This window comes from Streptomyces hygroscopicus subsp. hygroscopicus (genome assembly GCF_001553455.1).
GTDB lineage: Bacteria > Actinomycetota > Actinomycetes > Streptomycetales > Streptomycetaceae > Streptomyces > Streptomyces hygroscopicus.
Map to the genome: position 1 here is coordinate 18,407 of NZ_BBOX01000255.1, position 11,921 is coordinate 30,327.

At 72.7% G+C, this 11,921-nt stretch carries 12 protein-coding genes and 1 pseudogene; 7 read left to right on the top strand and 6 right to left on the bottom strand.

Annotation, left to right across the window (positions count from 1 at the left end; genetic code table 11):
• Window positions 1-31 precede the first annotated feature (31 nt).
• Both AXW62_RS24730 and AXW62_RS24735 read left to right on the top strand, forming a co-directional pair.
• On the top strand, window positions 32-2,560 hold the full coding sequence (locus tag AXW62_RS24730) for a DEAD/DEAH box helicase (RefSeq protein WP_060946436.1): 2,529 nt from the start codon (window positions 32-34) through the stop codon (window positions 2,558-2,560).
• 61 nt (window positions 2,561-2,621) lie between these two features.
• Complete coding sequence (locus AXW62_RS24735) at window positions 2,622-3,512, top strand: acyl-CoA thioesterase (protein WP_030833989.1); 891 nt, start codon at window positions 2,622-2,624, stop codon at window positions 3,510-3,512.
• Between the two features lie 101 nt (window positions 3,513-3,613).
• Here the strand turns inward: AXW62_RS24735 and AXW62_RS24740 are convergent, their stop codons facing one another.
• Both AXW62_RS24740 and AXW62_RS24745 read right to left on the bottom strand, forming a co-directional pair.
• Window positions 3,614-4,606 (bottom strand): DUF6397 family protein, encoded by a 993-nt coding sequence (locus tag AXW62_RS24740; protein WP_060946437.1) that lies wholly within the window; start codon window positions 4,604-4,606, stop codon window positions 3,614-3,616.
• Window positions 4,607-4,740: 134 nt separating this feature from the next.
• Entirely contained in the window at window positions 4,741-5,145 is a 405-nt protein-coding gene (locus AXW62_RS24745) for a roadblock/LC7 domain-containing protein (RefSeq protein WP_060946438.1), read from the bottom strand.
• Window positions 5,146-5,264: 119 nt separating this feature from the next.
• Here AXW62_RS24745 and AXW62_RS24750 point away from each other — a divergent pair, with 119 nt between their 5' ends.
• Window positions 5,265-5,693 carry a PPOX class F420-dependent oxidoreductase gene (locus AXW62_RS24750; protein WP_060946439.1) on the top strand — a complete coding sequence of 143 codons (429 nt, stop codon included), beginning with the start codon at window positions 5,265-5,267 and terminating at the stop codon, window positions 5,691-5,693.
• Window positions 5,694-5,745: 52 nt separating this feature from the next.
• Here AXW62_RS24750 and AXW62_RS24755 read toward each other — a convergent pair whose 3' ends face one another.
• Both AXW62_RS24755 and AXW62_RS24760 read right to left on the bottom strand, forming a co-directional pair.
• Window positions 5,746-6,939 carry a zinc-dependent alcohol dehydrogenase gene (locus tag AXW62_RS24755; protein WP_060946440.1) on the bottom strand — a complete coding sequence of 398 codons (1,194 nt, stop codon included), beginning with the start codon at window positions 6,937-6,939 and terminating at the stop codon, window positions 5,746-5,748.
• Window positions 6,908-7,429, bottom strand: a complete 522-nt coding sequence (locus AXW62_RS24760; RefSeq protein WP_060946441.1) for a roadblock/LC7 domain-containing protein — start codon at window positions 7,427-7,429, stop codon at window positions 6,908-6,910. Before AXW62_RS24760 ends, AXW62_RS24755 begins: the two co-directional genes overlap by 32 nt.
• Window positions 7,430-7,682: 253 nt before the next feature.
• Here AXW62_RS24760 and AXW62_RS24765 point away from each other — a divergent pair, with 253 nt between their 5' ends.
• Entirely contained in the window at window positions 7,683-8,330 is a 648-nt protein-coding gene (locus tag AXW62_RS24765; protein ID WP_060946442.1) for a class I SAM-dependent methyltransferase, read from the top strand.
• 48 nt (window positions 8,331-8,378) lie between these two features.
• On the opposite strand, the gene AXW62_RS24770 is transcribed toward AXW62_RS24765, so the two are convergent.
• On the bottom strand, window positions 8,379-9,146 hold the full coding sequence (locus AXW62_RS24770) for an alpha/beta fold hydrolase (RefSeq protein ID WP_060946443.1): 768 nt from the start codon (window positions 9,144-9,146) through the stop codon (window positions 8,379-8,381).
• Between the two features lie 103 nt (window positions 9,147-9,249).
• Here AXW62_RS24770 and AXW62_RS24775 point away from each other — a divergent pair, with 103 nt between their 5' ends.
• Window positions 9,250-9,786 carry a PadR family transcriptional regulator gene (locus AXW62_RS24775; protein ID WP_060946446.1) on the top strand — a complete coding sequence of 179 codons (537 nt, stop codon included), beginning with the start codon at window positions 9,250-9,252 and terminating at the stop codon, window positions 9,784-9,786.
• Between the two features lie 104 nt (window positions 9,787-9,890).
• Complete coding sequence (locus AXW62_RS24780) at window positions 9,891-10,685, top strand: hypothetical protein (protein WP_030833960.1); 795 nt, start codon at window positions 9,891-9,893, stop codon at window positions 10,683-10,685.
• Window positions 10,686-11,021: 336 nt separating this feature from the next.
• On the opposite strand, the gene AXW62_RS24785 is transcribed toward AXW62_RS24780, so the two are convergent.
• Complete coding sequence (locus AXW62_RS24785; protein ID WP_030833957.1) at window positions 11,022-11,204, bottom strand: tail-anchor membrane protein; 183 nt, start codon at window positions 11,202-11,204, stop codon at window positions 11,022-11,024.
• A 129-nt stretch (window positions 11,205-11,333) separates the two neighbouring features.
• On the opposite strand from AXW62_RS24785, the pseudogene AXW62_RS24790 reads away from it, so the two are divergent.
• A pseudogene (locus AXW62_RS24790) lies at window positions 11,334-11,921 on the top strand (ATP-dependent helicase); the annotation flags it as partial.

The window sequence follows — 11,921 nt, forward strand, 5'->3', positions numbered from 1 at the left end:
TCCCGGCGGGGAAACCAGGCAGTATAGGTGCGTGACTCTTATCGATCAGCTGCCGAGCGACGCCGACCCCGACGCACTTTTCGAGGCGTTCTCCACCTGGGTCGAGGAGCGGGGCATCTCGCTGTACCCCGCCCAGGAGGAAGCGCTGATCGAGGTGGTGTCCGGGGCGAATGTGATCCTGTCCACCCCCACCGGCTCGGGCAAGAGCCTGGTCGCGGCGGGTGCCCACTTCGCCGCGCTCGCCCGCGACGAGGTCACCTTCTACACCGCGCCGATCAAGGCCCTGGTATCGGAGAAGTTCTTCGAGCTGTGCAAGCTCTTCGGCACCGAGAACGTCGGGATGCTGACCGGGGACGCGTCGGTGAACGCGGACGCGCCGGTCATCTGCTGTACGGCCGAGGTGCTGGCGTCCATCGCCCTGCGGGACGGCAAGGACGCGGATATCGGTCAGGTGGTGATGGACGAGTTCCACTTCTATGCGGAGCCGGACCGGGGCTGGGCGTGGCAGATCCCGCTGCTGGAGCTGGAGCAGGCGCAGTTCATCCTGATGTCGGCGACGCTGGGGGATGTGAGCCGGTTCGAGGAGGACCTGACCCGGCGCACCGGGCGGCCCACCGCGGTCGTACGGTCCGCGACCCGGCCGGTACCGCTGAGCTACGAGTACCGGACGACACCGCTGACCGAGACGCTGACCGAGCTGCTGGAGACCCAGCAGGCGCCCGTCTACATCGTGCACTTCACCCAGGCGGCGGCGGTCGAGCGGGCCCAGGCGCTGATGAGCATCAACATGTGCTCGCGCGCCGAGAAGGACGAGATCGCCTCGCTGATCGGCAATTTCCGGTTCACCACCAAGTTCGGCCGGAACCTGTCCCGTTACGTCCGGCACGGGATCGGCGTGCACCATGCGGGCATGCTGCCCAAGTACCGGCGGCTGGTGGAGAAACTGGCGCAGGCCGGGCTGCTCAAGGTCATCTGCGGTACGGACACCCTGGGGGTGGGCGTCAATGTGCCCATCCGCACGGTGCTGTTCACCGCGCTGACCAAGTACGACGGCCAGCGGGTGCGGACACTGCGGGCCCGGGAGTTCCACCAGATCGCGGGCCGGGCCGGGCGGGCCGGCTTCGACACCGCGGGCTTTGTGGTGGCCCAGGCGCCCGAGCACGTCATCGAGAACGAGAAGGCACTCGCGAAGGCCGGGGACGATCCCAAGAAGCGGCGCAAGGTGGTCCGCAAGAAGGCGCCGGAGGGCTTCGTCAACTGGGGCCAGAACACCTTCGAAAAGCTCATCGCCTCCGAACCCGAGCCGCTCACCTCCCGGTTCCGGGTCACCCACGCCATGCTGCTGTCGGTCATCGCGCGTCCCGGCGACTCCTTCGAGGGGATGCGCCGCCTGCTGGAGGACAACCACGAGCCGCGCAAGAACCAGCTGCGGCACATCCGCCGGGCGATCGCGATCTACCGCTCGCTGCTGGACGGCGGGGTGGTCGAGCGGGTCGAGCCACAGGGCGCCGACGGTGAGCACGGGGCCGGCCCGGTCATCCGGCTGACGGTGGACCTGCAGCAGGACTTCGCGCTCAACCAGCCGCTGTCCACCTTCGCGCTGGCCGCCTTCGAGCTGCTGGACCCCGAATCGCCCTCCTACGCCCTGGACATGGTCTCGGTCGTCGAGTCGACGCTGGACGACCCCCGGCAGATCCTGGCGGCGCAGCAGAACAAGGCGCGCGGTGAGGCCGTCGCCGCGATGAAGGCGGACGGCGTCGAGTACGAGGAGCGCATGGAGCGGCTCCAGGACATCTCCTACCCCAAGCCGCTGGAGGAGCTGCTTTCCCACGCCTACGGGCTCTACCGCAAGAGCCACCCGTGGGTCGGCGATCATCCGCTGTCGCCCAAGTCGGTGATCCGCGACATGTACGAGCGGGCGATGACCTTCACCGAGTTCGTCTCGTTCTACGATCTGGCGCGCACCGAGGGCATCGTGCTGCGCTACCTGGCCAGCGCCTACAAGGCCCTGGACCACACCGTGCCGGACGATCTGAAGTCCGATGACTTCCAGGACATCGTCGCCTGGCTCGGGGAGATGGTGCGGCAGGTCGACTCCAGCCTGCTCGACGAGTGGGAGCAGCTGGCCAACCCGGAGGAGGAGTCGGCGGAGGAGGCGCAGGAGCGCGCCGACCAGGTCAGGCCGGTCACCGCGAACGCCCGCGCCTTCCGCGTGCTGGTGCGCAACGCGATGTTCCGCCGGGTGGAGCTGGCCGCGCTGGACAGGGTCGCCGAACTCGGGGAGCTGGACGCCGACTCCGGCTGGGACGAGGACGCCTGGGCCGAGGCGATGGACGGGTACTGGGAGGAGTACGAGGAACTCGGGACCGGACCGCAGGCCCGCGGGCCGAAGCTGCTGCGGATCGAGGAGGACGCCGAGCACGGTCTGTGGCGGGTGCGGCAGACCTTCGACGACCCGAGCGGCGACCACGACTGGGGCATCTCGGCCGAGGTCGATCTCGCCGCCTCCGACGAGGAGGGCCGGGCGGTGGTCCGGGTCACCGACGTGGGCCAGTTGTAGCCTCCTGGAGGCGGTCCACGCCGGGGACCGGCCCGGCCCCCTCAGTGAAGGAGCACCACCGATGACCAATCCCGCCGAGCGCCTGGTCGACCTGCTCGATCTGGAACGCATCGAGCTGGACATCTTCCGCGGCCGCAGCCCCGACGAGTCGCTGCAGCGGGTGTTCGGCGGGCAGGTGGCGGGCCAGGCGCTGGTGGCCGCCGGGCGGACCACCGACGGGCACCGCCCGGTGCACTCCCTGCACGCGTACTTCCTGCGGCCGGGGCGGCCGGGTGTGCCCATCGTGTACCAGGTGGAGCGGGTCCGGGACGGGCGCTCCTTCACCACCCGCCGGGTCGTCGCCATCCAGCAGGGTCGCACGATCTTCAATCTGACGGCCTCCTTTCATTCCGCTGAGCCGGGTATCGAGCAGCAGCTGCCGATGCCCGAGGTGCCCGGGCCGGAAGGTCTGCCGAGCCTCGCCGACGAGGTCCGCTCCCATCTGGGCACGCTCCCCGAGGCGTTCGCCCGCATGGAGCGCCGGCAGCCCTTCGACATCCGCTATGTGGAGCGGCTGCGCTGGACGGACGAGGAGCTCCAGGGCGCGGAGCCGCGCAGCGCCGTCTGGATGCGCGCGGTGGGGCCGCTCGGGGACGACCCGCTGGTGCACACCTGTGCGCTCACCTACGCGAGCGACATGATGCTGCTGGACGCGGTGCGGGTGCCGGTCGAGCCGCTGTGGGGCCCTCGGGGCTTCGACATGGCCTCGCTCGACCACGCCATGTGGTTCCACCGGCCGTTCCGCACCGATGAGTGGTTCCTCTACGAACAGGAGTCGCCCGTGGCCACGGGCGGCCGGGGGCTGGCGCGCGGCCGGATCTACGACCGTGCGGGCCGGCTCCTGGTGTCGGTGGTGCAGGAGGGGCTATTCCGCCCGCTGCGGCCCGCCGAAGGGGCCGCGGACGGCGGCTGAGCACCACGGGGCCGCGTCGTGATGCATTCCCCCGCCGAAACGAGTCATCGCCCATGGAATCGCCTATCGCGCGTCGGGTCACTCACCGGCCGCCGGGTCACTCATAGCCTGCCGGTCAGCTTCTGCCACAGGCTCCGCGGGCGGCCCGGGGCCCGGGTGCGGTCATCCCGCGGTCGCGCCGCCTCGGCGGCCGGGCGCGGCGCGGGCCGGGCCCGGCGGGCGTCTTCCAGGGCGGAGGCAAGGGCGGCCCGATAGCGCCGGATCTCCCGTGGATCGTCGGCCGTGACCACCGCGTCGATGACGTCCCGGACGGCTCCGGCCTCCGGGCGCGTCCGGACCAGCGCGGGGCGCAGCGCCCGCAGATGGGCCCGCTCGTAACGATCGGACACGGAGGAGGCCAGTTCCACGGAGCCCAGCACCGAGGCCAGGACCGCGGCCCGCTCCCAGGGATCCTCGGTCCGGGCGAGGAGCTGGCCGACCCTGCGGCTGCGCCACTTCGCGGCCCGCCAGTCCTCCCCGGCGGCCAGCGCGGCGCTCAGCCCCGGCGGGGTACGGCCGCTGAGCAACTCGGGCTGCCGGGCGGCGAACTCGGTCAGCTCCGAGGCCGGATAGAGCCATACGACGGCCCGATAGCGGTTGACGTAGAACCGGACCGGGGCGAAGAAACCCCCGCGTGCGAGACGGGTGAGGCGGCCCTGGCTGATGCCGAGCAGCTCCGCTCCCTCCGCCGTGCCGACCACGCGCAGGCGGGCGATGAGCGCCTCCGGGAAGCCCTCGTCGGCGGTCACCCGCCTCAGCTCCTCGTGCGCCACCCGCCGTCCCAGGCCGGTGGTGACGGTCCGCACCTCTCCCAGCTGCACGGCCAGCTCGAACTCGCGCGGCTTGAGCCCCAGCGCCCTCGCCGCCGCGCCGAACGCGACACTGCCCTCCGGGCCGCCCGCCCCCGCCGACCCGCCGCCCGGCCCGCTCCCCCGACCCGGCACACTCGCCCGACCCGGACCGCTCGCCCGCCCCGGCACGCTCGACTCTCCGAGCTCCACCGGGCTCCAGGGCTCCTGGCTCTCCAGCAGCTCCTGACCCATGCGCACTGCCATGACGACGTCCTCCCCCGCACTGCCTCAATCACTGACAGTGACGACGATAGCCGCGAAGCACGACGGTGCGTCAGCCCTGTGGATAACTCCCGCGCGGGGGGATCAGCTGGGTGCGCGACACCTCCCGCGCGGCATCAGCCGGGTGCGCCGCTCTCCTGCCTGGCCTCGACTCCCAGATGCTCCCCCACCCGGTTGACCAGCAGCGTCATCTCGTAGGCGACCTGCCCCACATCGGCGTCCGGACCGGTGAGCACGCACAGGCAGCTACCGTCCCCCGCCGCCATGACGAAGAGGACGCCCTCGTCGAACTCGACCATCGTCTGCCGCACCCGGCCCGTCCGGAAGTGGAGCCCGGACCCCTTGGCGAGGCTGTGCAGGCCGGAGGCCACCGCGGCCAGGTGCTCGGCGTCCTGGCGCACCAGAGTGGAGCTCGCCCCCGTCACCAGCCCGTCGTTGGAGAGCACCAGCGCGTGCCGTATCTCCGCGATCCGCTCGGTCAGGTCGTCCAGTAACCAGTCGAGCCCCTTGCTCCCTGCCATTTCCGACTCCTCCCCGATTCCCCGTCAGCTGCGTGACAGCCTTTCTCACTGCCGCCGTCCGGGCAACCCGCCCCGCCCGCCATCCCTCGGTTGTGCGCTGATTGACGCAGGATGGGGACATGGCACAGAACATGACCAAGGATCAGTGGCAGAAGTTCCTGCTGGAGGGCACCCGCACCGCGAAGCTGTCGACCGTGCGGGCCGACGGGAGCCCGCATCTGGCCCCCGTGTGGTTCCTGCTCGACGGTGACGACTTCGTCTTCAACACAGGTCAGGACACGGTCAAGGGCCGCAACCTGACCCGGGACGGCCGGGTCGCCATCTGCGTGGACGACGACCGGCCGCCGTTCGCCTTCGTCACCCTGCGGGGGCACGCCGAACTCATCGACGACCTGGAGCAGGTCCGCCACTGGGCCACCCGGATCGCCGCCCGTTACATGGGCGAGGACCGGGCCGAGGAGTACGGCGCCCGCAACGGCGTGCCGGGGGAACTGCTGGTCAGGGTCCGTATCGACAAGGTGCTCGCGTTCTCCGGCATCGCCGACTAGCGAGATTCGACCGAAATCCATCCCTTCATGACGCACCCCGCCCATCCGACGTTTACGGGCGCAAGAGGATCTTTATCGCACCGTCCTCCTTGTGCTGGAACATCTCGTAGGCGCGGGGTGCCTCCTCCAGCGGCATGCGGTGGGTGGCGAACCCGTCGACGCCCAGCGGGTCCTCGTCCGTCAGCAGCGGGAGGATGTCGTCGACCCAGCGCCGCACGTTGGCCTGGCCCATCCGCAGCTGGATCTGCTTGTCGAACATGGTCATCAGCGGCAGCGGATCGGCCATGCCGCCGTACACCCCGCTGAGGGAGATCGTGCCGCCGCGCCGCACCAGCGCGATGGCCAGCCGCAGCGCCGCCAGCCGGTCGACCCCGGCCTTCTCCGTGAGCTTGGCGGCCCAGCCGCGCGGGAGGAAGCCCGTGGCCCGCTGGGCGGTCCGGCCGACCGGGCTGCCGTGGGCCTCCGTGCCCACCGCGTCGATGACCGCGTCCACTCCCCGGCCGCCGGTCGTCGAGCGGATGGCCTCGACCAGGTCTTCCTGATGGGAGAAGTCGTTGAGGTCGTGGACCTCGACACCGTCGGCACGCGCCCGGCGCAGCCGTTCGGGGACGAGGTCCACACCGATGACCCGGTCGGCCAGGCCCCGGACCCGCGCCACCCGGCAGGCCATGCTCCCGATGGGACCGAGGCCCAGGACCGCGAGCGTGCCGCCGGGCGGAACCGCCGCGTATTCGACCGCCTGCCACGCCGTGGGCAGCACGTCGGACAGATAGACCCAGCGGTCGTCCTGGACGCCTTCGGGCACCTTGATCGGGCCGTACTGGGCCTGTGGCACCCGCAGGTACTCCGCCTGGCCGCCGGCCACCGCACCGTAGAGCTTGGTGTAGCCGAACAGCTCCGCTCCCATGCCGTGCTCGATGACCTGGGTGGTCTCGCACTGCGTCGGCAGACCGGAGCGGCACATCCAGCAGTGTCCGCAGGCTATCTGGAACGGGACCACCACACGGTCGCCGGGCTTGAGGTTCGTCACCTCCGGCCCGGTCTCCTCGACGATGCCCATCGGCTCGTGGCCGAGGATGTCGCCGGGGGTCATGAAGGGCGTGAGCACCTCGTACAGATGCAGGTCGGAGCCGCACAGCCCGGTGGTAGTGATCCGGACGATCGCGTCCGTCGGCTCCTTGATGATCGGGTCCGGGACGGTCTCCACCGTCACCTCACGCCGGCCCTGCCACGTCACCGCTCGCATCGCCGTATCCCTTCGCCGTGGTCGTCGGCATCGTCTTCCGGGAGCTGTACCGGGTACCCCCGCGGATGCGGCCGAACCTCCGGCGGCGGGACCAGGGCCCGCGCCGCCCGTCCACCAGGTCCACGAGCCGGGCGGTCTGCTCGGCGACCGCCGCGGGATCGGTGCCGGCGGCGCCCAGAACGGCCAGGCACGCGCCGTCCGCCAGCGCGGCGGCGAAGAGGGTGCCCGCCGCCGTCTCGATCGCCGTCTGCCGGGGCGGGCCACCGCGCCCCCGGCGGCCCGCCCCGGCGGCGAGGATGTGGAATCCGGAGGCGACGGCGGCCAGGTGTTCGGCCTCCTGACGGGAGAGCCCGGGGGACGCGCTGACGGTCACCCCGTCGCGGGAGAGCAGCACGGCATGGCGTACGCCCTCGGTCCGGGCCACGAGATCCTCCAGGATCCGGTCGAGATCGGCCATGGAGCGTGCGGCAGTGCTGCGAGGCTTGGTCATGGGCGGTCTCCCTCAGTCGGGATGCGCTGTCGGGATGCGCCGCGCCGGGCGGCGCTCCAGGTGTCCCCTGGGCCAGGGACGCTAGACCCGGCAGGGGCGCACGGTGGGGGCGCATTACGGAACCTGTTGAAATTTGACAGAGCTAGATGCCAGCGCGATCGATCAACGTCCGAATCTTTACTCGATCCGGGCGTAGGCTGCTTGCTCATCGCATCGCTTCACCGTCGTACCCGAGGTGTCCCGAGGAGTTCCCGTGCCACATGAGTCCTCCCACGGAAACAGCGCCGCCGAAGTGAGGGACTTCTTCACCCCCCGGGCGGCCGGCTGGGACAGCCGCTTTCCGGACGACGGCCCCGCCTACGCCGCCGCCGTCGCCGATCTCGGGCTCCGCCCCGGCGACGCGGTGCTCGACGCCGGATGCGGTACCGGCCGTGCGCTGCCCGCGCTGCGCGCCGCGGTCGGCCCCGGGGGAACCGTCCTCGGAGTGGATCTCACGCCCGCCATGCTGGCCGCCGCCGTACGCGAGGGCCGGGACGGCTCCGCGGGCCTCGCCCTCGCGGACGTGGCGCGGCTGCCGCTGCGCGACGGCTGCCTCGACGCGGTGTTCGCCGCCGGGCTGATCTCCCATCTCGCCGATCCCGCGGCAGGCTTGCGGGAACTGGCCCGGGTGGTGCGCCCCGGTGGCCGGCTGGCGCTGTTCCACCCGGTGGGGCGGGCCGCTCTCGCCGCCCGCCACGGCCGCCCCCTCACCCCCGACGACCTGCGGGCCGAACCCCGGCTGCGGCCGTTGCTGGCCGGGGCCGGCTGGCGTCTGGAGTCGTACACCGACCAGGACACGCGCTTCCTGGCGCTCTCCGTCCGGGAGACCGGCGAGGCGGGGCGGGAACGGCCCGCCGGATAGGACCCGGGCGGCCCGCCGCATAGGACCCGGGCGGCCGGCCGGAAGGCTTCAGGGCCGGGCCGCGACCGCCGCCGCGAAGCCGGGGGCGTTGTCGAACATCACGTTGTGTCCCGCTCCGGGCACGGTGCGGACCGCCACTCCGGCCGCCGTCAGCTCCGTGCGGCCGGGGAGTTCCCCGCTCTGCCCGCCGACCAGATACGTACGGGGGATGTCCAGGCCGAGGAGCATCTCGCGCATGGTCGGCCGGGTGCCGCGCACCAGCGCGCACGCGCTGCGGTGCAGGGCGGTCGGGTCGGTGAGCCGCATCGTCGCCCGCCACACCGGCCCGACCCGCTCCAAGGTCTCCTCGAAGCCGCCGCCGCGCACGAAAGCGTCCTCCGGGTACGCGGCGATCATGCTGCTGCCCGCCGTCAGCGGCGGCCGCGGATCGAGGTTGGCCTCGGTGAGCACCAGACGCGACACCAGCTCCGGGCGGCGCACCGCCAGCACGATGGCGACCGATCCGCCCATGCTGTGTCCGACGACCTCGGCGCCCCGCACCCCGGCCGCGTCGAGGGCGCAGGCCAGCGCGTCGGCGTGGTCCTCCAGCGTGTAGCCGAAATCGGCGGGGCGGTCGCTGATCCCGTGGCCGGGCAGGTCCACGAAGAGCGACCGCCGGCCGGCGAGGGCCGGGACGGCGGCGACATGGGCGTGGTAGACGGCCGATGCCGCACCGAGCCCGTGGAGGTACACGCGCGCCGCGCCGCCGTCCCCGTCCCCCGCCGTACCGGTCCATCCGATGTGGCACCCCTCGGGGCCGAATGGCGCGTGCCGCATGGCCTTCCTCCCGTCTCACCGTCCGTGTCGGACGTCCGAACAATACATCGGCTACGATGTATCGCGCCTGCGAGGTACAGCGGTCATGCGGCACAATGCGGTCATGCTCGAACTCGCCATCCTGGGCTTCCTCCATGACGCCCCGCTGCACGGTTATGAGTTGCGCAAGCGCATCGCCGCGCTGACCGGACATGTGAAACCCGTGGCCGAGAGCACCCTCTACCCGGCGATCAAACGGCTGGAGAAGGCCGGGCTGCTGGCCCGCCGGACCCGGCCGGGGGTGGGGGCCGCGCCCCGGCACGTCCTCACGCTGACCGCCGAGGGACGCGCGGAGCTGCGCCGCCGCCTCGCACAACCGGCGGACATCGACATCACCGACGAGAACCGCTGGTTCACCGTGCTGGCGTTCCTGCGGCACCTGGACGACCCGTCCGCGCAGGCGGAGGTGCTGGAGCGCCGGATGGCCTTTCTGCGGCAGCCGTCCAGCTTCTTCTACGAGGGCGACCGCCCGCTGCGCGCCGAGGAGGTGGAGGACCCCTTCCGGCGTGGCATCCTCACCATCGCCCGGGCCACCAGCCAGGCCGAACTCTCCTGGCTGCGGCGCACGCTGCACACGCTCCGGGCGGCGGCCGACGACTGAGGGCCGGCCGCGGCCGGATGTCTCGACTCCACGGCTACCGGATGGTTAGGGTGCGCCGACGACGGATCGGCCCCGGGGATCCGCGAGCTCAGGAGGAGGCTGCCGTGCCCGCCAGGGACGAGTCAGGCGACGAGGCGCTGTATGTGCTGACCGCGGTGCTGCTGACACCCGCTCAATTCCCGAGCGTGCTCGGCGACGACTACCCCGAAGCCTGTGCCGCGCTCGGGCTGGAGCCGTACCGGAACGGCTACGGACTGGTGCTGGGACAGGACGGCGGCGGCGCCCGCTGGACGGTGGTCACCGACGATGTGTCGCTCGTGGCCTGCGCCATCGCGACCTGGGACTGCGGGATGGAGTACGCCCTGGCCATCGACGACCGGACGGTGGTCGCCTCCCTCCCCGGCTGGCCGCTGGCGGTGGCAGTGGCCGCCCCGGGCATACCGGCGCCCCACGACCCCGCTCCCGACCCCGGGCTGGGGGACGCATCACGCGCGCCACTGGCGCCGCCGGACGCCGAACGGTGGGGCCCGGCGCAGCGGCGGCTCGGCGCCGATGAGATCGCGCTCCAGTGGGCGGTCTGGCGCGAGCAGGTGGACAGCGACGTGACATTTGTGTCGCCCGGCGAGAAGCCCCACGGGGGCGTGCGGCGGGTGCTCGAAGAGGCGCGCGGCTATCTGGAATCGCCCCCGCCGCCGGGCCGGATCCGCTCGGCGTTCGCCTCCGGCGACGCGCGGACGCTCCGCGCCGACGGACCGGGCTGGAGCCTGGTGGCGCGCACCGATGACATCGCGTTCGTGCTGCTGGACGACGCGCCGGGCGAGGTGCTGCCGGTGGGCCGCGGCCCCGAACTGCCGGGGCTGCTGACAGCCCTGGACGAACTGGCCGTACGCCCGCTCTGAGCCCGAGCCCGGCCCCGGGCCGGTGAAGACGCCGAGCGCGGGACCCGCCGCCCGCGGGGCACCCCGCTCCACCCCGTGCGATCACCTCGCTCCGCCCGGTCCGGGGTACCCGCTCCCGGACCCGGCGGGTACGGCAACCGGCGGATACGACGCCCGGCGGGCACGGCAACCGGCAGGCACGGCGTCTCCCAGCCGGCCGGGCCCGCGCGGGGCCATGGGCGGTCCGCGATCGGTGCTGCGCGGTCACTCCCGGGTCCGCGCCGCCCATGGCCCCGAGCCCGGCCGGCCGTCTTCCGCGGCCGCGCTTCGCGGCCCTGCCCCGGCCACCCGGCTGCTTCAGCGGCCCAGCTGCTTCCGGGAGACCCTGCGCAGCCTGCGGCGCTGAGAGGGGTCCAGCAGCAGATACGCCACCGCCGGCACGCCCACGATCACCAGCACCGCCGCCCAGAAGGGCAGCACCCACAACAGGGCCACACCCACCACCACACCACCGGCGGCGACCTTCGCGCGTGTGGACATCTCGCCCGCCTCCTTCGCGGCCCATAGCCGCACTCACTCACACAACGGACACCGGCGGCCCCCGGTTCCTCCTCACGCGATCGTCCTGTACCCTCGGGCGGCCCCGGCTCCACTAGTCAAATTTGAGGAATGCTCAGCGCTGTGACCCCACCCTCCGCGGCGACCCCCTCCGAGGTCGCCGAGCTCTGCCGCTGCACCGCGGTCTTCCTTCCCGGCGATCCGGCCCGCACCGGCCGGGTCGCCTTCTGGCGGCCGGACGGCACGCCCCCTCCCGGCCCCGTCACCGGCTCCGCCGAGGAGCTGACGGTCGTCGTGCCGGTGGACGACCCCGATGCCTCCCCCACCGGCTCCGCGGGCCCCGCCGTCCGCCCACGCACGGTACGGGCGCTCGTGCTGCCCCTGGGCGAGGCGCTGCCGGTGCTCACCCGGGCGCGGGCGCGGGCCGCGCAGGCCGGGCCCGGACAGTGCGACCCCGCCACCGCCTTCTGGGGCGCCGCCGCCGTACTCGCCCTCCAACTCGCGGCCCGCGGACGGCTGCTGCCCGGACTCACCGCCACCGACCACGACGCCTGGCGCGTCGGCCCGCTCACCCCAGGCGATCTGACGCGGGTGCGTGAGCTGGCCGCCGCCATGCCGCCCACCGCGCACGCCACGCCGCTGCCCGCCTCCGACCCGGTGCTGCTGCCCGAGCCCGAACGGCTCGTACGCGCGTTCCTC

Bases quoted from the DNA above. Each gene is read 5' to 3' on its own strand.
- AXW62_RS24735 (WP_030833989.1), top strand. From the start codon at position 2,622: ATGACCAATCCCGCCGAGCGCCTGGTCGACCTGCTCGATCTGGAACGC.
- AXW62_RS24745 (WP_060946438.1), bottom strand. From the start codon at position 5,145: ATGGCAGGGAGCAAGGGGCTCGACTGGTTACTGGACGACCTGACCGAG.
- AXW62_RS24740 (WP_060946437.1), bottom strand. From the start codon at position 4,606: ATGGCAGTGCGCATGGGTCAGGAGCTGCTGGAGAGCCAGGAGCCCTGG.
- AXW62_RS24785 (WP_030833957.1), bottom strand. From the start codon at position 11,204: ATGTCCACACGCGCGAAGGTCGCCGCCGGTGGTGTGGTGGTGGGTGTG.
- AXW62_RS24770 (WP_060946443.1), bottom strand. From the start codon at position 9,146: ATGCGGCACGCGCCATTCGGCCCCGAGGGGTGCCACATCGGATGGACC.
- AXW62_RS24755 (WP_060946440.1), bottom strand. From the start codon at position 6,939: ATGCGAGCGGTGACGTGGCAGGGCCGGCGTGAGGTGACGGTGGAGACC.
- AXW62_RS24760 (WP_060946441.1), bottom strand. From the start codon at position 7,429: ATGACCAAGCCTCGCAGCACTGCCGCACGCTCCATGGCCGATCTCGAC.
- AXW62_RS24775 (WP_060946446.1), top strand. From the start codon at position 9,250: ATGCTCGAACTCGCCATCCTGGGCTTCCTCCATGACGCCCCGCTGCAC.
- AXW62_RS24750 (WP_060946439.1), top strand. From the start codon at position 5,265: ATGGCACAGAACATGACCAAGGATCAGTGGCAGAAGTTCCTGCTGGAG.